The sequence below is a fragment of the Microbacterium salsuginis genome (genome assembly GCF_012524205.1).
GTDB lineage: Bacteria > Actinomycetota > Actinomycetes > Actinomycetales > Microbacteriaceae > Microbacterium > Microbacterium salsuginis.
Window position 1 is genome coordinate 1,028,758 of sequence record NZ_JABACI010000001.1, and the last position, 21,606, is coordinate 1,050,363.

A 21,606-nucleotide genomic window follows, 5' to 3' on the forward strand; every position below is an offset into this window, starting at 1 on the left:
AAATGTCGTGTGACCAGGATACCAAGATCTCTGGCACTCGCCAGAGGAGAGTGCTAATCCGGTCGCGAACGAGTGCGCACCGCGAGGGCCGCACAGCCGATGACCGCGAGGCCGCCGATGACGGTGGGCCATCCGATCTGCTCGTGCAGCAGAACAGCCGCCCACAGGATGCCGAGCACCGGCTGGACGAGCTGGACCTGGCTGACTTGTGCCATCGGTCCGATCGCGAGGCCGCGATACCAGGCGAAGAAGCCGAGGAACATGCTCACGATCCCCAAGTAGGCGAACGCGGCCCACTCGATCGGATCGGCGCGAGGCGGCTGCTGGACGATCGCGAAGATCGTGCTGCCGATCATGAGCGGCGCGGCAACCACGAGCGCCCACGACACCGTCTGCCACGCGCCGAGCTCGCGCGCCAGGAGCCCGCCCTCGGCGTATCCGATGGCGCACGCGATGACGGCGAGGAACAGCAGCAGATCCGCGGCGCGGAGTTGGCCGATCCCCCCGTTCTGCAAGGCCGCGAAGAGGACGGCCGCTGCCGCTCCCAGGACCGCGAACACCCAGAACGAGCGGCGCGGCCGCTCTTTCGCACGCAGGACCGCCATCGCGGCCGTCGCCGCGGGAAGCAGTCCGATGACGACCGCCGCGTGGCTGGCCGGGGTGGTCATCAGTGCGAACGACGTGAGCAGCGGAAACCCGACCACGACTCCCGCGGCGACGATCGCGAGACGTGCCCATTGGGCCGCCGTGGGCAAGCGCTGTCGAGTGAGGGTGAGAGCGAGCACCGCGAGCGCGGCCGCGATCACCGCGCGGCCCGATCCGATGAACAGCGGCGACAGGCCATCGACGGCGACACGCGTGAAGGGGAGCGTGAACGAGAACGCGACCACCCCGATAAGACCCCATCCGAGGCCGGCGACGCTCGGTAGCACTGTGCGCATCGAACGAGTAGCGCTACTCTGTACTGTCATGGAGCAGGATAGCACTGCGAGAATCGACGCCGGGTTGCGCGCGTGGATCGCGGCCGCACCCCCGGGATCTCAGCTGCCGTCGAGTCGCACCCTGGTCGCCCAGTACGGGGCGAGTCCCGTCACCGTGCAGAAGGCGATGCGTCGCCTGGCGGCAGCGGGTCTCATTGAGAGCCGCCCGGGCGTCGGCACGTTCATCCGCACGCTTCGCTCTCCCCGTCCGGCAGACCACGGCTGGCAGACCTCGGCCCTGGGCACGCCGCCGGCGCGGGTGTCGGTGTTGTCGTCGACACAGCGGACCGTCGCCCCCGATGCGATCGGCCTTCACTCGGGGTATCCGGCATCCGACCTGCTCCCGGAACGGCTCGTGCGCGCGGCGCTGGCGCGCGCGGCCCGCTCTCGTGCCGCCGTCATGCGCTCGCCAGCGGCTGGGATGCCAGAACTGCAGGAGTGGTTCGCGGGCGAGCTCGCCGCCTCGGCCCCCGCGGGCGTGGTCCCGCCCTCGGCGCGCGATGTCGTGATCACGTCGGGCAGCCAGGGCGGATTGTCGTCGATCTTCCGCGGACTGGTCGGACCGGGCCAGCCCCTGCTCATCGAGTCGCCGAGCTACTGGGGAGCGATGCTCGCCGCCGAGCAGACCGGGGTCGTGCTCGTCCCGGTGACGTCCGGCGCGGAGGGGCCCGATCCCGACGAAGTCGACCGTGCGCTGGCACGCACCGGTGCACGCGTCTTCTATGCACAGCCGACCTTCGCCAACCCCACGGGGGCTCGGTGGTCCACCGAGAACGCGCGAGCGATCCTCGACGTGGTGCGGCGTCGGGGGGCGTTCCTCATCGAGGACGACTGGGCGCATGACCTTGCGATCGATGTCGAGCCGGTCCCACTCGCGTCCTCCGATGACGAGGGTCACGTCATCTACCTTCGCTCGCTGACCAAGAGCGTCTCACCCGCCGTGCGAGTCGCGGCCCTCGTCGCGCGAGGTCCGGCTCGCGAGCGCATCCTCACCGACCGCGCAGCGGAGTCCATGTACGTCAGCGGAGTGCTGCAGTCCGCCGCGCTCGACGTCGTCACGCAGCCTGCCTGGCGCACTCACCTGCGCGGTGTCCGCCAGCAGCTGCGCGCCCGCCGCGATCTGCTGCTCGACAGCGTCAGCGCCCACGCCCCGTCCGCGCACATCGACATCACACCGGGCGGGGGGCTCAACCTGTGGGCACGTCTGCCCGACGGCACCGACACGGCGCTGCTCGTGCGAGAGGCCGAGGCGCGAGGGCTGATCGTCGCACCGGGCGGTGAGTGGTTCCCGGCGGAGCCGCCGGCGCCGTACATTCGCCTCAACTACGCCAGCGAGGATCCTCGCCGGTTTCCGGAGGCCGCGCAGATCCTCGGGGAGGCGCTCGAGCACGTCGCGGGATCGGCGGATCCGCGCCCGCCTCAGCCCGCGAGCTGACCGCGGCGGCGGGCGAGGTAGGCGACCTCGGCGGAGTTGCCGGCGAGTGCTATCGCTCTGTCATAGGCCTCGCGCGCCTCGGCGGAACGGCCGAGGCGGCGCAGCAGATCCGCGCGCGCGGCGTGGAACGCGTGGTACCCGTCGAGGTCGTCCGTCAGCCGGTCGACCGCGCCGAGGCCGACCGATGGACCATCGAGCTCGGCGAGCGCGATCGCACGGTTCAGCGCGACGACCGGGCTCGGATCGATCAGGGTCAGCTGGTCATAGAGTTCGACGATCTGCGACCAATCGGTGTCGCGAGCGTCCGGCACCGAGGTGTGGACCGCGTTGATGGCGGCCAGAATCTGGTACCGGCCGGGCATGCCATCGCCGCGTGCCACGACGTCGAGGCGCTCACGCACCAGCGCGATGCCCTCGTCGATCATCGCCCGGTCCCACGAGCCCCGGTCTTGCTCGTCGAGGCGCACCAGCTCCCCCGACTTCGAGAGACGTGTCGCTGCCCGGGCCTCGATCAGGAGCATGAGGGCGAGCAGCCCGGTCACCTCGCCCTCGCGCGGAAGCAGGGACCTCGTCAGCCGCGTGAGCCGGATCGCCTCCGTGGTGAGGTCGCGACGGATCGGCTGCGACGTGTCCCCCGTCGCAAGGTAGCCCTCGTTGAACACGAGGTAGAGCACCGCGAGCACGCCGTCCAGGCGCGCAGGCAGATCCTGTGCCTGCGGCATCCGGTACGGAATTCGCGCCGTGCGGATCTTGTCTTTCGCCCGCGTGATGCGCCGGCTCATGGCCGCCTCACCGACGAGAAAGGCTCTGGCGATCTCGTCCACCGTCAGGCCGCCCAGCATGCGCAGGGTGAGCGCGACGCGTGCCTCCATCGCGAGCGCGGGGTGGCAGCAGATGAACAGCAGGCGCAGCCGGTCGTCGTCGATCGCCCCCACCGACTCGACGGGGGTGTCGTCGTACAGCATGAGCGCCTCCCGGTGCTTCGCATCGCGCTGGGACTCGCGACGCAGGCGGTCGATCGCCTTGCGGTTCGCCGTCGTCGTGATCCAGGCACCGGGGTTCGGCGGGACTCCGTCGCTCGGCCAGCGTTCAGCAGCCGCGGCGAACGCTTCGGCGGCCATCTCCTCGGCGAGGTCGAGATCGGCGAATCGCCGTGCGAGCGAGGCCACCACCCTCGCCCATTCCTCTCTATGGACGCCGGTGAGCGCCGCCTCGACGACGGCACCCTGGGTCACGCGCCGATCACCGGCCGCACCTCGATCCTGCGGCGGCACGCCTGCGACCCTTCTGCCGCGAGCGCCAGCGCCACGTCAAGGTCGTCGGCCTCGACGATCCAGAAACCCGCGATGTGCTCCTTGGACTCGACATACGGCCCGTCGGTGATGATCGGAGCCGACCCGGTGCCGTCGACGACGGTGCTGGCGGATGCCTCGGCCAGCCCGTTCGCGAAGACGAACCGCCCCTCCTGACGGAGCCGGGCGTTGAAGGCGCCGGTCGCCTCCCGCTGAGCGGCGTTCTCTTCGGCCGTGGGGTAGCTGCCGTGCTCGCCGTACTCGCTCGGGCCCCACACCATGAGTGCGTACTGCGCCATCTGCATCCTCCTCCGTGCGGCGTCTCCGTCGGCCGCCTCTCACTCCTACAACGAAGAGCGTGGCACCGATCCGACAGCGAGGGGAGATGTCGTGCAAAAGGGTCAGAGGGCCGCGCCGGGAAGCTCGGCCGCCTGCTCGAGCCACGAGCGCACCTGCTTCTCGTCGAGCTGGTCGTTCTCGTGGATGTCGAGATACCGGATCTCGTCGTGCTTCGACGGCTTGGGCGGCATCGGCTCGAGCGATGTGCCCCTGAGGAACTGCACCTGGACGTAGCCGGTGTAGCACCGGAACGACAGGAACCAACCGTCCTCGCGCCCGTAATACGGCTGGTTCCACCGCACCGCCTTGCGAACGGCCGGCACCACTTTCTCGATGAGAGCGTCGAGCTGCTTGCCGACATCGCCCTTCCAACCGGGCATCGCCCCGAGGTAATCCCGCACCGGGCCGGGCCCGTCGCCCTTGGGGATCTGCGGGTTGCCACCGGACAGCAGGGTAGGTGTCTTCTTCTCAGGCATGACTCGAAATCTCCTTCGTCCCACGCTATGACGCGCCGGCGGAAGACGCATCCCCGATTATTAGCGATCAGCATTCTGGCTGCGTCAGCCCAGCACGCGAGACGTTGACGGACTGATACCCCTCCTCCTATAGTGAGGTTCAATCGCTTGTGCAATCGATTGTGCTATTGATTTCATGGGGGCACGGGCAGTGCATCCAGCGAGTGTTCAGCAACTCTCAACGAGGAGAAGGAAGACACAGTGAACAGACGACGTAACTCGCAGATCCTTGCCGGAGCGGCCGCCACCGCGCTGGCAATCGGTCTTGCTGGGTGCTCATCCGAGCCCGCCGATGACGCTCCGGTCGAGATCCGCTTCACCTGGTGGGGCGGTGACGAACGGCACGAACTCACCAACGAAGCACTCGATGCATTCGAAGAGGCCAACCCGAACATCACCGTCGTTCGTGACTTCGGCGGATTCGACGGGTACCTCGACAAGATAACGACACAATATGCCGGCGGAAACTCCCCCGATGTCATTCAGCTCTACAACGAAGTTCTGGTGGAGTTCGCTGACCGTGGCCAACTGTACGACCTCAACGACGCCGTGGACGTGGGAGAGCTGTCGCTCACCGGCTGGCCGCAAGACGTCATCGAGATGAACACCGTCGACGACGAGCTAGCCGCACTGACTTTCGGGTCGAACACGCACGGATTCATATTCGACGAGACGAAATCAGCCGAGTTCGGGGTGCCTATTCCGTCTGACGGCTATACCTGGGATGACCTTGAGGAGTACTCCGCCGCGGTCACGGAGGCCAGCGGTGGCACAGTGTGGGGAACCTTCGATCTTTCGCACAGCTACCAGGTGTTCGAAGTTTGGGCCAAGCAGCACGGCGAGGAATTCCTCACAGTGGATGGAATCGGCTTCACTCAAGACACGCTCGAAGAGTACTGGCAGTACTGGGCGGACATGCGCGACGTTGGCGCCGTTCCCAGCCCGGATGTCTCCACGGAGTATCTCGGAACACCGTATGACGCTGTCCTGCAAGGCGTCGTCGCGTCGACGTTCCTCTTCACCAATCAGTTTGCATCGGTCGCGGACAGTACTCCGGATGAGCTGACCATCGCGCGGATGCCCGGCGAGACCCCGACCCCGGGTCAGTATCTTCGTGCCGCGATGAATCTCACTGTCTCAGCTCAGACAGAGCACCCCGAGGCAGCTGCGCGGCTCGTGAACTTCTTGCTGAACGATGCAGAAGCCAACGCCATCCTGGGAACCGACCGCGGTTTCCCCTCCAACGAAGACGTTTTCGAAGCCGCCACGTCTGACCTGAGTGGGCCGGCAGCGGCCGCAGCTGAGATCTATGGTTCTGTCCGCGAGGACGGTTCGCCGGCTCCCGTTCCGGCGCCGGCGGGCTCTGGTACGGTCAACACTCTCTTCAGCGAGTTCGCGCAACAGATCCAGTTCGGGCAGATCAGTGTGAGCGAAGCCGCATCGCAGTTCCTTGCCCAGGCCGAAGCAGAGCTCAGCTGAATCGATGAGACAGATCGTGAACACCCCCGAGCGCAAGGACGGCGGCGGCGCGCGTACGTCCGCGCGCTCGGGGTTCGACTCCCCGTCGGGTGGAGGCGGAACCCGCCCATCCTTATCGGCGAAGTCGCTTCGGCGCGCGGTCCGCCGCGAGAAGCTCGCGCCCTACCTCTTCCTCACGCCGTGGCTGATCGGCTTCTTCGTCATCACCCTCGGCCCGATGCTCTACTCGTTCTACCTTTCGTTCACGGACTTCAGCCTGCTCGGATCGGCCGAGTGGGTAGGCCTGGACAATTACGTCGAGATGTTCACGTCCGACCCCAAGTTCATGGAGTCGGTACGCGTCACACTGGTGTACGTCTTCGTCTCGGTGCCGCTGCAACTCGCGTTCGCGCTGCTGCTCGCTGTGGCTCTGAACCGCGGTCTGCGGGGACTGGCGATCTACAGATCGGTGTACTACCTACCCTCTCTCATCGGTGGCAGCGTGGCGATTGCCGTGTTGTGGCGTCAGATGTTCGGGAAGAACGGCCTCATCAACCAGGTCCTCGCCTGGTTCGGCATCACTGGGGAAAGCTGGATCGGCAACCCTGAAACGGCGCTGGGGACGCTCATCATTCTGAACATCTGGACGTTCGGTTCGCCGATGGTGATCTTTCTCGCCGCCCTGCGTCAGGTTCCGGAGTACCTCTACGAGGCAGCCGCCGTGGATGGCGTGTCTAAGTGGAGCGCCTTCTGGCACATAACCCTCCCCATGCTGACACCCGTCGTGCTGTTCAATCTGGTCCTGCAGCTGATTGGAGCGTTTCAGGCGTTCACTCCCGCCTATGTCGTTTCGGGCGGGACAGGCGGGCCAGTGAATTCCACCTTGTTCTACACGCTCTACCTGTATCAGAAGGGTTTCACCAACTTCGAGATGGGTTACGCCAGCGCCATGGCCTGGGTGCTCTTCTTCTTCATCGCGATCGTAACCGCCGTCAACTTCTGGCTGTCGAAGTATTGGGTGCACTATGACGACTGAACTTCTGACCGTTCCCCCCGGCGCGCGAGGAAAACGACCCGGCCGCTTGCGCGGTCATCGAGAACGGAAGCGCAGTCCGTTCGCCCACTTGATGCTCGTCGGCTTCGGGCTCCTGATGCTCTATCCGCTCATATGGATGCTCGGCGCGTCCTTCAAGGAGGGCCAGTTCATCTTCACCGAGGTCAGTCCCATCCCAAACCCGGTGACCCTCGAAAACTACGAGCAGGGTTGGCGAGGTTCCGGTATCGGCTTCGGCACGTACTTCCTCAACTCGACGGTGGTGGCGGGACTATCGGTCGTCGGGAACATGTTCGCCTGCTCTCTCGCGGGCTTCGCGTTCGCCCGCATGGAGTTCCGCGGGAGAAAGATCCTCTTCGCGGCGATGCTGGCCACGCTCATGCTTCCCCAGCACGTCCTCCTCGTCCCGCAGTACATCCTCTTCTCCCAACTGGGGTGGGTGAATTCATTCCTTCCGCTCGTCGTCCCGAAGTTCCTCGCGGTCGACGCGTTCTTCGTCTTCCTCATGGTGCAGTTCCTCCGAGGGCTTCCTCGCGAGCTCGACCAAGCTGCGAAAGTCGATGGGGCAGGGCCGTGGCAGACGTATTGGCGCATCATCCTGCCCCTGACGATGCCAGCCCTGGCCACCACGGCGATCTTCACTTTCATCTGGACATGGAATGACTTCCTGGGCCCCATTCTCTATCTGCAGGATCCGCGTCTTTACACGGTCCCGCTGGGGCTGAACGCCTTCCTCGATGCCAGCGGAGACAGTGCATGGGGCCCGATGTTTGCGATGGCAGTGCTCTCCCTCGGCCCACTCTTCGGGTTCTTCCTCGTGGGCCAGAAGTACCTCACCTCGGGAATCGCCACAACAGGCTTGAAAGGCTGAGAGCAGCATGACTTCTCAAGAGACGGCACGCGTGGCAGTAGTCGGGGCGGGCGGAATCGGAGCCGCCGCGCACCTCCCGGCGGTCCAGTCGCTCGGCGATGAGGCGCAGCTTGTCGCGATCGTGGATCTCGACGCTGACCGGCGCGCCGAAGCGGGAAACCGATTCGGTTGCACAGACCTGTACAGCGGCATCGAGGAGATGCTGGCGGCGAAGCGACCGGATGTCGTTGCTCTGGCAACCCCGCCGCACCTACATGAGGCTATGGCCATCGAGGTGATGCGTGCGGGTGCATGGGCCTACTGCGAGAAGCCGCTCACCGGCTCCCTCGCCAGCGCCGACCGCATCATCGCCGCGGAGCGAGACACCGGCCGGTGGTGCGTCAGCGTCTCGCAGTTCCGCTACGCCGGTGGGTCACAACAGGCGTACGCTGCACTTCGGAACCGCCGCTGGGGGCGCCCTCTGATCGGCGTCGCGCACACGAACTGGTATCGAGGTCCGGAGTATTGGGACATTCCGTGGCGCGGCAAGTTCCGCACTGAATTCGGCGGTGCCACGACGACGCAGGCCTACCATGCGATCGACCTTCTCGTGTGGCTCATGGGCGGGGATTGGGCCACCGTGTCCGGCGTCGCGGACACTCTCGCCCGCCCGATCGAAGTCGAGGACACATCTGCAGCCGTGGTGCGCTTCCAATCCGGCGCCATCGCGTCCCTCCTCTCGACAGTCCTCAGCAGTCGCCAGGAGACTCACCTACAGGTCACGACAGAGAGAGCCACACTCGGCCTCGACACTCTGTATCTGCCTCAACAAGACGAATGGAGTGTTCGTCAGTTGGATGGCGAGGGTGTGACACGGATCGTCGATGACTGGCCAGAACCCGAGCCTCCCCTTGAGGTGAATGCGCATCGCGCGCAACTCCGCGGCATCCTCGCAGCATGGCGAGAAGGACGTAGACCCGATGTGACGGCCGCCGACGCCAGGAGCACGCTCGAGCTGCTCACCGCGCTCTACAAGAGCTCCGCGACAGAAAGGTCGGTCGCACGGGGCGAGATCGCGCAGGGGGATCCGTTCTACGATGCGCTCGACGCAGCCGGCCCCAGCAGGAAGCAAGCAATCGTTCATGTCTGAGATCGCCCTCTTCCGGCACGGTGAAGATCTCCAGCTCGTCCTGGGTGACCGCACGATCGGTGACTACCGGGTCCACGATGACTCCATCGATGCTGTGAACACGCCGAAACCGTACTTCCACCCGTTGCGCACGCTCGGCGGGCACGTCATCAGCGGATTCGCACCGCCGGACCACCCGTGGCATCACGGACTTCAGTTCGCGATGCCCCGTGTCGGCGCGCACAACATGTGGGGAGGCGGGACCTATTTCGGCCCGGAGCGCGGATACGTCGTGGCCGACGATCACGGGCAGATTCGCCATGAATCCTGGACTGAAATCGACACCACGGCGGGGCGGTTCACACACCGGATCGGGTGGCTCGACAGTGAGGGCACCGTGCTCCTGCGGGAAGTGCGCAGCCACCGCCTCCGCCTCCTCCGCGTGCAGGATGTCGAGGGCTGGCTTCTGCAGCTGGACACCGTGCTCACCAATGCGACCGATCAACAGCTCCGGCTCGAAACACCCGCCCAGCGCGGCCGACCGGACGGCGGGTACGGAGGGTGGTTCCTTCGTTTCGCGGAAGGATTCGGGGCAACTCGTCTCACGGGCGACGGCGAGCCCGTCACTGCGTCCGGGGTGAGCGCCACGACGTTGATCATCGATGGCCGCATCGCTTCTGGCGAGTCAGTGACTGTTGGTCTCCACCAGGGCCCGGCTACGAATCCCGGCTCCCGGAGGTTCCTCTACCGGTTCGATCCATTCCCTCTCGCGGGGTTCGCTGTCGCCTATGACGAAGGGCTCTCGCTCGAAGCGGGCGAATCCATGACTCTTTCGCATCGCATTGCATGCTTCGACGGGTCCATCAATCCCGAACTCGTCTGCGACGTGCTCGAGCACTGATCGACCGAAGGACGTCGCGCGGCTACGTCGCCCGGCTCGCGGGCGCGCCGCCAACGGGCGCCGTCGTCGATTCGCGGATCATGAGCTGAGGGTGAGGCTCCGTGACCAGTTCGTCGCTGAGAGGAACGCCACCGAGGTGGTCCAGTAGCATGCTCGCAGCGCGGGCCCCCGCCTCGCGCATCGGCATAGCGACAGTCGTGAGCCGGGGCACCGTGTACTCCGACATCCACGCATCCTGCACCGCGATAATGCTCAGATCGCCGGGCACCTGGATCCCGGCGTCGTGCGCGGCACGCATCGCGCCGATGGCAGTGTTCAGGCTAGCCGTGACGAGGGCGGTGGGACGAGCGGCCAACTTCAAAAGCCCGGACGTTGCCGCCGCGCCGGCCGGCGCTTCCCACCCAGCCGGCGCGATCCAGTCTTCGCGAGCAGCCAGGCCGACCACGGTCATCGCATCCCGAAAGCCCTCGAGCCGTCGCGTCGCGGCATCGTGACGAGGCGCGCCAGCAACGAACCCGATCCGTTTATGACCCAGCTCGACCAGGTGTGTGACGGCGATCGCCACCGCCTCGCGATCATTCAATGCAACAGATCCCGCGTGACCATCGAGCCGGGTGTTGACCAGCACGACGGGAACATCGAGTTGGATGGCAGCGATCAGATCATCGTCGGTGAAATGCTCGTTGCGCTGCACGATGACGCCGTCGACACGCCCATTGCCGATGAGCTGCGCAAGCGCGTTGGCGTCAGCGGTCTCGGCGTCGAACTGCGCGAGGAACACAGCGGAGTTTCGCTCATGCGCCACAGACTGCACGCCTTGGTGCAGGCTCGAGAAGATCGCGTTGTTGACCTCGGGAACGATCAGGGCGATGGCGTCCGCTCGCGACAGACGGAGAGCGCGGGCACGGTGGTCGGGCACGTATCGAAGTTCGGCCGCGGCATCGATCACGCGCTGACGCGTGTTGTCGTTGATCCGAGCACTTGTGTCGTTGTTGAGGACTCGAGAGGCCACGCTCGGCGATACACCCGCCAGCGCCGCGACATCCTTGAGGCGGGCCATGGGCTGACGTCCTCTCTCTCAGGCGGGCGGCCGCGTCGACGCGAGTCACCCGATCCGCCTGTTGCGCGGGCGAGACGATCACCTCGTCGCAACGCAGATCAAAGTGATCCAAGCACAGTCGATGCATGGGCACAACCGTTTGCTCAACCATCGGGACCCATACGGTCAGATCGCGGCGCGAGCAGAATCGATGCTGAGTTCCTGAAGTCCTGTGAGGTTCAGTTCAGGAGCGAAGCCGAACGGAGCATCCAGGATGCTTCCGATTGCGAACATCCCGTCCGAGATGCGCAGATGTGCTCCGCCATCGGAGCCTAACTGGTACAGGTCGGGATGCGCCGAGACAGCTAGACCGTCTGCATCCGGGGAGATCGGGGCCAACCGGCCGAAATAGTGTTGCCCGTTCCGCTCCACATGCTCCAAGCCCATCGTGGCGGCGACGACGAGATCCTGAGCGACGGTAAGCGGAGGAAGGGTCGACAGGTCTTCCGCGGTCAGCAGCGTGCGGTGACCAAGCCGGCGTCGGTTTGCGACGAGAGCGGCGTTCGCCAACCCGCGGAAAACCCCTTTGCATCCCTTATAGGTGCCGCCCGCGTAGCCCAGATCCATTGCTCGCCTCACCGCATGCAGATCGTCATCGGATTCGTCGATGATCACGGCCACGCCGTCCTCCATGAGTGTTGCAAGAGTGACGGCCAGTTCCGCACCTAAGGCCACGTCCCGATGAAGGGGCTGTTCGACAGCGATCAGACTCTCTCGCAACAATCCGCCGATGTCCGGGTCGCGCAGCAGAAAGCCGATCCACGACGTGAGGCTGCCGCCATCGCGCATGGACTCGTTTCCGTCGATTGTGAGTCGCGGGGTGATCGAGGACTTCTCGCAGAGACCGAAGATCGTTGCGAGTCGATCCCGATCGACGACGGGATCACCGACGGTCTTCACCTTCAGGTAACGGACGCGGTGCGACAAGAGGACCGACTCCAGGCTCACGGGGAGATCATCGACAGGATGATCTTGGACGTCAGCCCCGTGGAGCGGATCCGTCAGCGCGACCGTGTGCCGCAGCGCGATCGATGTGGCGGGCCGGTCGGGAAAGAGAGCCCGCCAGCGGACACCTTCCAGTTCCTCGTGAATCGTCCCCGGGTCGAAGCCCAGTACGCCGCTGCGAAGCGCGACAGGGAACGGGATCCGCTGCGCTCGGCACACGGCGTCGATCATTGCTCGCTCGACGAGCGACGTTCCTAGACCCGCAAGTAGTCCGGGGACGCCATGCACCCCCGCCCATCGCATCTGAGCGGCGTCGATCAAGCGCCAGAGCTGGAAAGCGTCCGGCGCGTACAACCCCGATGCGAATGCCGCCGCCCTCTCAACTACCTCCACCATGTCAGCGAGGTCATCTGAGAAGGAGGTGTGCGGGTTCTTCGTGAACCACTTCGGAGGGAGGTGCTCAGATGCCCAGCCACTCACCTCTGGGCCTTGGCCATCACGAATCCGCACCTCGACAGCGACGTGCGGCGCGGCGGTCATCTCGGCGATCCCGTATCGAAACGGAAGCCGTGTGCGAACCGCGGCGACTCGCAGATCGACGTCGGTGATCGCGATCATCGCTTCCCGCCTCGCGCGATCCGGAGCGTGACGAGTTGGACGATCGAGAGCTCCAGCTGCTCGTCATCGTGCACCAGCCACGCAGCGGGAACTGTGCCAGCAAGCCGGAACCAGGTCGTTCCCCAGGCGCGCACCCATGCATCGCCCTCTCCCAGCGTCGCGTACGGCTTTTCGAGAGCGACCGCTACGGCCACCGGTTCGCCAGGAGCTTCCCATGCAGAGAGCGGAACGTTGTCCCGGAGCCAATACAGAGACGGACGAATATCGTCGCGAAGGACCCTCTCGACTCGGGCCAGCATTCGGCCACGCCAATCCTGCATCTCACTCCTTCGCATGGTTGGTTCGGCTCACGATTGGCACCTTTCCATCTGTCGCGATCATCCCCGTAGGCGGTGCCGCTCGATGGCCAGTGCCATGACGCCGAACTGCTCCGTGAGCAAACCCTCGTAGCCGCATTGAGCGCCATCCCAGTAGCGCCAGTCCCCGCCCGTCTGCGACCCGCCGAACGCGGTTCCGTCCGCGAGCGTCTCGCACAGCGCGCCGAGCAATCTCTCGGACTCAGGCATCATGCCCACACGAGAGAGGGCGTCGACGAAGTGCCGTGCTTGCGAGTGCGACAGCGCCCCGTTGAGGTAGAACCCGTGAGGAAATCCGTGCATCGGCTCCGTGAGGTCCTCGTCGGGAATCGGCCAGAGATTGTTGGGCAGTCCGAGCCGCGCGTCTGGCTCCCCCACGCTTCGGTACTCCTCCCACAGCGCCCCGATGACCTGACGAGATACTTCCGCAGACAGCACCCCACTGTTGGCAACCACTCCATTCACAGCGAGGAATGCGTAGTCGTGCAATCGGCCGTCCGCGCTGCGCCATCCGGCCACCCAACCGGTCTCCGGGTTGAGGAATGTCGGACCGAAGGCATCGCGCAGCTTCACGCGCCACGCGGCGACACCCGCAACAAGCTCGGGCGCGCCTAGATCGGACAGCACTTCACCGAGAAGTGTGAGCGCCTTGAACAGGAGCGCGTTGACGTAGGCGTCCTTCCAGCCAAACGAGACGACGTCGTACCAGTTGGTGCTCCAATCGTGGTCGCCACTCACGCCGCGTCGATGCGGGCTCTCGATCAGGCCGTCACCGTCGAGATCTCGAGCGGCAAGCTGTTCCAGCTTCTGCTTGATGCGGTCGGAGTAGCGGCGCGCCCACGCGGAGTTTCGGCTGTGATCCAGATACTCGCCGAGCCCGAGCATCGTTCCGACTCCGGTGATGAGGTACTCGTCCTCCGCGGGCCGAAGCTGCGAGCCATCGCGCATCGTGCCGGAGCCGTACCCCGGTCCTCCGTCCAGCCATCGTTCGAGGGAGTCGCGCAGGAACTCGACGGCGTCGATCCCAGGCATGACCTCCCCGTACGACGTCGCGAGCGCAGACCACGTGTCCATGCTCATTGGACAATGTATGGAGATGCTGTTGTTGCTCAAGGTGCCGGTATCTGCACGGTACGAGAGCCCCGTGATCGCCGCGCGCCGCAACGCGCGGGCCACGGGCGCCGGAGCGCTCTGGCTCGCCTCGATCCCGTGCCCCGCCATCAACCAGGTCACCGCACACCGATGGCTGCCTGGCTCGAGGATGGTAGTGCCTCGATCGGTAGGCGTTTCGCCAAGCTTGAGCTCCCCCGTCAGCCAGGAGTTCTGACGGTCGGCGTCAGAACGCCACGTCGCCGTTTCACCCTGAGCGATCACCCGGATGCTTCCGTGACCGGGCGCATGCAGAAGCACCGGGAGTTCGAGCAGTCCCGTGCGTCCCACCTTGCGCGGACGACCTAGGGTCGCGGTCGCCGCGGTGCCTGGATCGAAGGCGATCTGCCAGGCTGCGCTCTCCCACGCTTCGATCGAGTTCTCTCCTTCGCGCTCCGCGACGAGCTCGATCCGATCCGCATACATCCGCCAGTCCAGCGTGAAGTTCTGGCCCGCAGCGGGCACAGACACCTCGTACCGAACCCGGTTCCCCTCGACCCGAACGTGGCCCTCGACATCACAGCGCAGCGCGGGCCCGACCAGCGACGACCCACCGACCGGATGAAGCATGATTCCCTGCAGGTCGACGCCTGGCGCGCGATGGAGAAGGTCAATCATGGTCGACCCCGCAGCTTCGTCGTCGAGAGCCAGATAGCTGAAGCCCGCACGCCCGAGTGCGAATCCCACTTCGTACCCGGCTGTGCGGTACCTCACCTCGCCGGGGCGCTCCTCGGCGTGAACCCCGGATGGCAAGGGCTGAAGGGTGACACCACGGTTGGCCAGTCTTCGCTCCCGCTGAATCGGGACTGGCGGTCGCGCACCGATCAATTCGAACGCGCCGTCTGCGAGGTTCCAAGGCGTCCACTGATCGTCCAGCCCACATTGGAGAACCTCGATGATGGCGGCGGAAGCCGACAACCCGCCCAAGTCGTACCAGAGCGAAGGCGCGTCGGAACCGCTCGGAGTGGGCAGCTCTCGGATGTCGAGAACCGTCTGCCACTGACCGTCCGCGTGCACCACCAGGCGAAAGGCGCGCACCCAGTCCCATTGGTCATCACTGCCGCACTTGTGGTAGCCGCGTCCTGGCCGGACGCCCAGCCGGCGGAGTTGCGCAGGACCTGCCAGTTGCATCGTGCGCGCGTGCACAATGCGCCTGCCCACGATCCCCGTACCAGGATCCGCGTCCCTCCAGATCGCCTGGGTGCGACCGGCGCGGTTACGAAAACCCATTCCTCCCAACGGAGGCGGGCGCTCAATGAGCGCGAGCAGGTCGAGCGCGTCGTCATTCATCTTTGAATCCATCCGGTCGTGCCGACAGCACCAGGCTAGATGAGCGCAATCGATTTCGCAATGCGCAAGTTCTACCGGCGGACGTATCGCGCCGCCCACAGACCCTGCATCGGGTGCGGGCTCAGTCGGAGTTGTGCTGCTCGATAGGTCGCCTCTCCAGATAGCGCATCGACAGCACGGAAGAGTTCACGAGATAGCGCCACGGGCCACCAGGGCGCGCATCCGGGTGCCCGGGTGGCAGGTAGGCACGGATGTACGCGCGAGAGACAGCCCTCGCGGCTTGCTGGATCGCGCGCGAGAGCACATCTCTGGTCGCAAGGTCGCTCGGGATGACGACGCCGAGCGCGGCGACCACTCGACCATCAGGACCACGAACCGGCGCGGCAAGCCCTGCCGAGCCCGGGTAGATGAAGCCATCGGCGACGGCGAATCCGTGTTGCCTCGTCGATCGGAGTGCGGCGTCGAGTTCGGCGGCCGATTGAATTGCCCGACTGCTCGGCGGATGCAATCCGACCTGGAGTACTTCGGCGACTACGGAGTCCGGAGCATGCGCCAGCAGTACGAGCCCGGTCGCGGTGTGCGGAAGCGGCATGCGTCCGCCGACGACTGCCGCGTTGACAACCGCATCCTGCGCCGAGATGCGTTCGACGATCAACCCATCGACGCCGTAGAGCACCGCCAGTTGAACGTGCTGACCGACTCGGCGATGCAACTCGGCCATGAACGGCTGCGCGATTTCTCGGAGCCCGAGTGACCCAGGAGTCTTCGAGCCCAGTTCCCACAGCCGATTGCCCAACCGATACCGGTTCCGCTCGACGGGCTCGAGGAGACGGTTGCCAGCAAGCTCCTGCACCATGCGGTGCGTGGATGAGATCGGGTACCCAGCCCGACGAGCGATCTCCGAGACCGTGAGAAAGGGCGTGTCGACGGTGAAGACATCCAAGATCCTGAGCACGCGCGTCAGGGCCGACACTCCGTCCGACGATCGCGCCACGCGACGCCTCCCTTGCAGGTTTGGCTTGCAGTTACGCATGAAAGGGAAGCCGTTGTCAATGCGCAATCGAATGCTCATAATTTGGAGCGAGCCAGCCGCGCGGTCAGCGCGCCAGAGCAAAGGAGCTCATCTTGACCCGGAACTTCGCTGCGACCCCCAGCATCGACGATGCAATCGTCGACGCGGGAGGAGTCGTTCCGCTCATGCGCAACAGGGACTTTCCCGCGTTCATCTTTCCGATCGAGGCCGAGTTCTCCAATTGGAGGAGCGAGGAGCACGCATGGCGGGAGACCGTCGCCTTGATGGACCTCTCGCAGCACATGACAAACCTGTTCATCGAAGGTGCCGGTGCCGCACAGTTGCTGAGCGGTCTCGCGGTCAACAGCTTCGTTGGGTTCCGTCCCGGCATCGCCAAGCAGTTCGTCGGTGTCAATATCGATGGATACGTCATCGGCGACGGCATCCTGTTCTATCTCGGCGAGAACAGCTTCGATCTGGTCGGTCAGCACAGCCTTGTGGATTGGGTTCGCTACAACATCGAACAGTCGTCCTTGGACGTCACATATCGGCTGGACGGCAACGCGCTCGTCCGCGAGGGCGATCCTGAGCTGTACCGGTTTCAGCTGCAGGGCCCGAGGGCGCTCGATCTGATCGGCGAGCTCACTGGTACCGCCGTCCCGTCGGTGAAGTTCTTCCACATGACCGAATTCACGATCGCGGGGCGGCACGTGCGCGCACTTCGGCACGGAATGGCGGGCCAGCCAGGCTTTGAGCTCTTTGGCCCATGGGAGGACGGTCTCGCGGTCCGCGAGGCCATCATGAACGGTGGCGTTCGATTCGGCATCCAGGCCGTGGGCGCAAGAGCATACGGGAGCACGCCTCTCGAAGCGGGATGGATCCCAACACCCGTCCCTGCCATCTTCGGACCGGAGATGGCAGCCTATCGACAGTGGTTGCCGTCCAGCCGAGTGGGTTCACTCGGTGGCTCCTTCCAGAGCGAGCGCATCGAGGACTACTACCTCACTCCCGCAGAACTGGGATACGGCAGACACGTGAAATTCGATCATGAGTTCGTCGGTCGCGGTGCACTCGAGCGGCGCGCTGAAGTCGCCACGCGACGCAAAGTCACCCTGATCTGGAATTCGGATGACGTCGCCGACGCGATGCGATCTCACCTCCAGGACGGACTGCCCTCGAAGTGGATCGAATTTCCCAAGGCGCGGTACGCGTACCACCAGTACGACGCGGTGCTCGTTGAGGACGAGCTTGTGGGGATCTCGACCGACGCCGGTCATCTCGTCAATGACTCGCTCTTCGTCTCGCTCGCCACGGTCGAGGAATCGATCGCCGACGGAGCCGAGGTCGAGGTTCTGTGGGGTGAGGATCCGGTGTCGCGAAAGCCCTCAGTCGAACCGCACCGGCAATGTCGCATCCGTGCCGTTGTCGCACCGGCACCACTGAGCGACTTCGCCCGCACGACCTACCGCGGCCGGTAGGCACGTGGCGCACATCGCACCCGCAATGAACAAGGCCGCAGCCGTCGATTTGGTCGAGGGCTTCTCGTTGGAGATGACGGGGAAGGATGTCCCTGGTCTGCAGGAGGCGGCGTCGGTGATCCCGCAGGGGACGAAGATCAATGTGACGTTCCTGGGCAACGAGGACCTCGAGATGCGGGTCGCGGCGTCCAAGGCTGTGAAGGATCTCGGGTTCATCCCGGTGCCGCACATCTCGGCGCGGCGGCTGGCGTCGCAGGGTCAGCTGGAGGAGTTCCTGGGCCGCCTGCAGGAGGTCGGTGCCAGCGAGCACGTGTTCGCCGTCGGCGGCGACCCGGCAGAGCCGGAAGGGCCCTACCCGGACTCACTGAGCGTGATCCAGACCGGGCTGCTGCAGAAGTACGGAGTGAAGGAGGTGTCCATCGCCGGGTACCCGGAGGGACACCCCGACATCCCCGGCGACGTGCTGTGGCGTCACCTCGACGAGAAGGCGCTGTCGCTGGCGCAGCAGGGTCTGGACTCGGTGATCCTCACCCAGTTCGCGTTCGACACCGACCCGGTGATGGCGTGGATCAAAGAGGTCCGCGCCCGTGGCATCGACACCCAGATCCGTATCGGCACTCCCGGCCCCGCCGGCATCAAGCGGCTGATCAACTTCGCCCGCCGGTTCGGTGTCGGCGCGAACGCGATGATCGTGAAGAAGTACGGGTTCTCCCTCACCAACCTGATGGGCACCGCCGGCCCCGACCGGTTCGTGTCCGACCTGTCCGAGCTGCTGGCCCAGGACCCGGCATCGGGTCCGGTGAAGCTGCACTTCTACACCTTCGGCGGGCTGCTCGCGACGTCCCAGTGGACCCGCGACTACATCGCCGCGCAGTCCTGAACGGCAGGCCACACCCATGTCGCCGCACACCGAAGCCCTCCGCGACCAGGCCTGCCTGATCGTCCACGGCCCCGACCAGCCCGGCCTGGTCGCCGCCGTCACCGCGCTGATCGCCCGCAACGCCGGCAACATCGTCACCCTCGACCAGTACTCCGACAACCCCGAGGGCGGCGCGTTCTTCCAACGCGTGGTGTTCCACCGCCCCGACCTTGCCGCCGCGATCCCCGAGATCGAAGCCGACCTGGACAAGACCCTCACCCCCTACGGCATGCAGTGGGCACTGACCGACCAGTCCATCCCGAAACGGATGGCCGTGCTCGCCTCCACCAGCGACCACTGCCTGCTGGAACTGCTGTGGCGCCACCGCCGCGGCGAACTGCCCGTGACCATCCCGATGGTCATCAGCAACCACACCAACACCGCCGAAGACGTCCGCTCCTTCGGGATCCCGTTCTTCCACGTCCACTCCCAAGGCCCCGACAAGACCGAAGCCGAAGCGAAGATCCTGGAACTGCTCAAAGGCAACGTCGACTTCGTCGTCCTCGCCCGCTACATGCAGATCATCTCCGAGGACTTCCTCGACCAGGTCGGCGTCCCGGTGATCAACATCCACCACTCCTTCCTGCCCGCCTTCATCGGCGCCGCGCCCTACCGCAAAGCCAAAGAACGCGGCGTGAAACTCATCGGCGCCACCAGCCACTACGTCACCAAAGACCTCGACGAAGGCCCCATCATCGAGCAGGACGTCGCCCGCGTGAACCACACCATGACCGCCGCCGACCTCCAAGCCCGCGGCGCCTACGTCGAACGCGCCGTCCTCTCCCGCGCCGTCCAATGGCACGCCGAAGACCGCGTCATCCAACACGGCAACCACACCATCGTCTTTTGACGGTGTACTGCCGCGACATCTGAACCGCTGGTGCAAGCCTGGGTCGCCGCCGTCTTCGAGAAGCCGTCCCCGATGCGAAGGGCGCCCGACGTGGCGTCGGTGGGTCAGTGCATCAGCGCGCGGATCTCCACGACCGAGAAGGTGGGCTCCTCGAGCTTGCCGGCGATCTCGATGGCACGGTCGAGATCGCGGACGTCGACGATGTAGAACCCGCCGACCATCTCCTTCGACTCGGTGAACGGTCCGTCGGTGACAAGCAGACGGCTGTCGGTGCGGCGCACCACCTTCGCGGTCGTGGTGTCGAGTTCGTTGGACAGGACGAGTTCGCCCGACGCTTCGAGTTCCGCAAGCACCTCCCGGTGCGCGGCATCCAGGCTGTCCCTGCCGTGCTCGGTCAGCTCGTTCCACGCCTGTTCGTTGCCGTAGATCAGCAGCATGTGCTTCATGGGTTGCTCCTATCGAGTGCAGTGTCTCACTTCACCCGTACGACGAACGGCGATCGTCGAATTCGACAGGGTGTCGAATTCGCGCTTCGCCGTTCGTCGCTGGGGCATACCGTGAACACGGGTGGGACGATTCACCACCGGCGAAGGGGATGGTGACTCCGGGGATGACAGCGATCGGAAGCGGGGCCGCGGAGGTGCGGAATGCCGTCGAGCGCGCATATCGCGAGGAATGGACCCGCATCGTCGCGACGCTCATCGGTGCGACGAGGGACTGGGATGTGGCCGAGGAGGCCGCCGCGGACGCGTTCGAGCGCGCCGCCGTGCGATGGCCGTCCGAGGGCGTGCCTCGCAACACGGGAGCGTGGCTGACGACCGTCGCCCGCAATCGCGCGCTCGACATCCTGCGACGCCGAGGTGTCGAGCTCGACAAGGTCAGGGAGTGGATCGTGATGGATGAGCTGCATGCGCCCGGTGAGCCGACAGACCCCGCCGACATCGCCGTTGCGGCGACCGAGATCGACGACCGGCTTCGCCTGATCTTCACCTGCGCCCACCCGGCGCTGTCTCTCGAGGCGCGGGTGGCGCTGACCCTGCGGACCGTGGCCGGACTCGAGACCGGTGAGATCGCCCGCGCCTTCCTCGTCCCCGAGGCGACGATGGCGCAGCGTCTCGTGCGGGCCAAGCGCAAGATCCGCACGGCTGGGATCCCCTACCGCGTGCCCGAGGGCGATGATCTGCGGCCGCGTCTGGACGGAGTCCTCTCCGTCCTCATGCTCGTTCACAACGAGGGATATCTGGCCAGCTCCGGCGATCAGCTCCTGCGAGTCGATCTGCAGGACGAGGCGGTTCGGCTCGCGCGCCTGGTCGTCGATCTGATGCCGGACGAGCCGGAACCGGCCGGACTGCTCGCGCTTCTCCTGCTGCAGCACTCACGGTCACGCGCCAGGGTCGATGACGCCGGAGACCTCGTGCCCCTCGACGAGCAGGATCGCACCCGATGGAACGCCGCCGAGATCGCCGAAGGCCTCGCCATCCTCGAACGGCTCGATTCGGACCATGCTTCGGGACGAACGGATGCCGCAGCCGGCCCGTATCGTCTCCAGGCCGAGATCCAGCGCGTGCATGCGCGCGCGGCGAGCACGGACGACACCGACTGGGCTGAGATCGTCCGGTGCTACGACGCGCTCATCCACTCCTCGCCCTCGCCCGTGCTCGAGCTCAATAGAGCGGTCGCCCGCGGACTCGCCGGGCATCCGCAGACAGCGCTCGAGGAGCTCGACCGGATCACGGCATCCGGCGCGCTCAGCGGCTACCACCTGCTGCCGGCTGCGCAGGCGGACATGCTGCGCAGACTCGGCAGGCGGGACGCGGCTGACGCCCGGTACCGCCTCGCGTTGTCGCTCGCACCGACCGAGCCCGAGCGTCGATACCTCCTGCGCAGGCTCGCCGAGCTGGCAGCTCAGGAACGCGCTCGATGACGGATCGCCGGGC

At 65.6% G+C, this 21,606-nt stretch carries 20 protein-coding genes; 10 read left to right on the forward strand and 10 right to left on the reverse strand.

Annotation, left to right across the window (positions count from 1 at the left end):
* Window positions 1-53 precede the first annotated feature (53 nt).
* The gene (locus HF576_RS05020; protein ID WP_168911634.1) at window positions 54-971 is read right to left on the reverse strand and encodes a DMT family transporter; all 918 of its coding nucleotides are present in this window, start codon (window positions 969-971) and stop codon (window positions 54-56) included.
* On the opposite strand from HF576_RS05020, the gene HF576_RS05025 reads away from it, so the two are divergent.
* Window positions 970-2,415: an aminotransferase-like domain-containing protein gene (locus HF576_RS05025; protein WP_168911635.1), complete on the forward strand. Its 1,446-nt coding sequence runs from the start codon at window positions 970-972 to the stop codon at window positions 2,413-2,415. The two genes, HF576_RS05020 and HF576_RS05025, sit on opposite strands and share 2 nt — an antisense overlap.
* On the opposite strand, the gene HF576_RS05030 is transcribed toward HF576_RS05025, so the two are convergent.
* The 3 genes from HF576_RS05030 to HF576_RS05040 all read right to left on the reverse strand — a co-directional run bounded on the left by HF576_RS05030 (window position 2,400) and on the right by HF576_RS05040 (window position 4,522).
* Window positions 2,400-3,650, reverse strand: a complete 1,251-nt coding sequence (locus HF576_RS05030; RefSeq protein WP_168911636.1) for a DUF6596 domain-containing protein — start codon at window positions 3,648-3,650, stop codon at window positions 2,400-2,402. The two genes, HF576_RS05025 and HF576_RS05030, sit on opposite strands and share 16 nt — an antisense overlap.
* Window positions 3,647-4,006: a YciI family protein gene (locus HF576_RS05035; protein WP_168911637.1), complete on the reverse strand. Its 360-nt coding sequence runs from the start codon at window positions 4,004-4,006 to the stop codon at window positions 3,647-3,649. The genes HF576_RS05030 and HF576_RS05035 overlap by 4 nt, the downstream gene beginning before the upstream one ends.
* Before the next feature lie 102 nt (window positions 4,007-4,108).
* Complete coding sequence (locus HF576_RS05040; protein ID WP_168911638.1) at window positions 4,109-4,522, reverse strand: DUF1801 domain-containing protein; 414 nt, start codon at window positions 4,520-4,522, stop codon at window positions 4,109-4,111.
* Between the two features lie 240 nt (window positions 4,523-4,762).
* Here HF576_RS05040 and HF576_RS05045 point away from each other — a divergent pair, with 240 nt between their 5' ends.
* Genes HF576_RS05045 through HF576_RS05065 form a run of 5 tightly spaced genes read left to right on the forward strand, consistent with a single transcriptional unit; the run spans window position 4,763 to window position 9,953 of the window.
* The gene (locus HF576_RS05045; protein WP_168911639.1) at window positions 4,763-6,040 is read left to right on the forward strand and encodes an extracellular solute-binding protein; all 1,278 of its coding nucleotides are present in this window, start codon (window positions 4,763-4,765) and stop codon (window positions 6,038-6,040) included.
* A gap of 4 nt (window positions 6,041-6,044) precedes the next feature.
* Window positions 6,045-7,055 (forward strand): carbohydrate ABC transporter permease, encoded by a 1,011-nt coding sequence (locus HF576_RS05050; RefSeq protein ID WP_168911640.1) that lies wholly within the window; start codon window positions 6,045-6,047, stop codon window positions 7,053-7,055.
* Entirely contained in the window at window positions 7,045-7,944 is a 900-nt protein-coding gene (locus tag HF576_RS05055) for a carbohydrate ABC transporter permease (RefSeq protein ID WP_168911641.1), read from the forward strand. The genes HF576_RS05050 and HF576_RS05055 overlap by 11 nt, the downstream gene beginning before the upstream one ends.
* Window positions 7,945-7,951: 7 nt before the next feature.
* A complete protein-coding gene (locus HF576_RS05060; RefSeq protein WP_168911642.1) occupies window positions 7,952-9,073 on the forward strand; it encodes a Gfo/Idh/MocA family protein in 1,122 nt (373 codons plus the stop codon).
* On the forward strand, window positions 9,021-9,953 hold the full coding sequence (locus HF576_RS05065) for a DUF6807 family protein (protein ID WP_168911643.1): 933 nt from the start codon (window positions 9,021-9,023) through the stop codon (window positions 9,951-9,953). The genes HF576_RS05060 and HF576_RS05065 overlap by 53 nt, the downstream gene beginning before the upstream one ends.
* Window positions 9,954-9,975: 22 nt before the next feature.
* On the opposite strand, the gene HF576_RS05070 is transcribed toward HF576_RS05065, so the two are convergent.
* The 5 genes from HF576_RS05070 to HF576_RS05085 all read right to left on the reverse strand — a co-directional run bounded on the left by HF576_RS05070 (window position 9,976) and on the right by HF576_RS05085 (window position 16,383).
* Window positions 9,976-11,013 carry a LacI family DNA-binding transcriptional regulator gene (locus HF576_RS05070; RefSeq protein ID WP_168911644.1) on the reverse strand — a complete coding sequence of 346 codons (1,038 nt, stop codon included), beginning with the start codon at window positions 11,011-11,013 and terminating at the stop codon, window positions 9,976-9,978.
* Window positions 11,014-11,178: 165 nt separating this feature from the next.
* On the reverse strand, window positions 11,179-12,615 hold the full coding sequence (locus HF576_RS05075) for a hypothetical protein (protein ID WP_168911645.1): 1,437 nt from the start codon (window positions 12,613-12,615) through the stop codon (window positions 11,179-11,181).
* The gene (locus tag HF576_RS20915) at window positions 12,612-12,950 is read right to left on the reverse strand and encodes a hypothetical protein (RefSeq protein WP_485020505.1); all 339 of its coding nucleotides are present in this window, start codon (window positions 12,948-12,950) and stop codon (window positions 12,612-12,614) included. Before HF576_RS20915 ends, HF576_RS05075 begins: the two co-directional genes overlap by 4 nt.
* Window positions 12,951-12,992: 42 nt before the next feature.
* Window positions 12,993-15,410 (reverse strand): glucosidase family protein, encoded by a 2,418-nt coding sequence (locus HF576_RS05080; protein WP_168911646.1) that lies wholly within the window; start codon window positions 15,408-15,410, stop codon window positions 12,993-12,995.
* 121 nt (window positions 15,411-15,531) lie between these two features.
* Window positions 15,532-16,383, reverse strand: a complete 852-nt coding sequence (locus HF576_RS05085; protein ID WP_168911647.1) for an IclR family transcriptional regulator domain-containing protein — start codon at window positions 16,381-16,383, stop codon at window positions 15,532-15,534.
* 152 nt (window positions 16,384-16,535) lie between these two features.
* Here HF576_RS05085 and HF576_RS05090 point away from each other — a divergent pair, with 152 nt between their 5' ends.
* From HF576_RS05090 to purU, 3 genes are read left to right on the forward strand one after another with little or no spacing between them, the layout of a single operon-like run.
* A complete protein-coding gene (locus HF576_RS05090) occupies window positions 16,536-17,900 on the forward strand; it encodes an aminomethyl transferase family protein (protein WP_240948636.1) in 1,365 nt (454 codons plus the stop codon).
* Between the two features lie 25 nt (window positions 17,901-17,925).
* Window positions 17,926-18,780, forward strand: a complete 855-nt coding sequence (locus HF576_RS05095) for a methylenetetrahydrofolate reductase (RefSeq protein ID WP_168912082.1) — start codon at window positions 17,926-17,928, stop codon at window positions 18,778-18,780.
* A 16-nt stretch (window positions 18,781-18,796) separates the two neighbouring features.
* Window positions 18,797-19,669: a formyltetrahydrofolate deformylase gene (gene purU / locus HF576_RS05100; RefSeq protein WP_168911648.1), complete on the forward strand. Its 873-nt coding sequence runs from the start codon at window positions 18,797-18,799 to the stop codon at window positions 19,667-19,669.
* Window positions 19,670-19,773: 104 nt separating this feature from the next.
* On the opposite strand, the gene HF576_RS05105 is transcribed toward purU, so the two are convergent.
* Complete coding sequence (locus HF576_RS05105; RefSeq protein WP_168911649.1) at window positions 19,774-20,115, reverse strand: YciI family protein; 342 nt, start codon at window positions 20,113-20,115, stop codon at window positions 19,774-19,776.
* Between the two features lie 164 nt (window positions 20,116-20,279).
* Here HF576_RS05105 and HF576_RS05110 point away from each other — a divergent pair, with 164 nt between their 5' ends.
* A complete protein-coding gene (locus tag HF576_RS05110; RefSeq protein WP_168911650.1) occupies window positions 20,280-21,593 on the forward strand; it encodes an RNA polymerase sigma factor in 1,314 nt (437 codons plus the stop codon).
* Window positions 21,594-21,606: the final 13 nt, after the last annotated feature.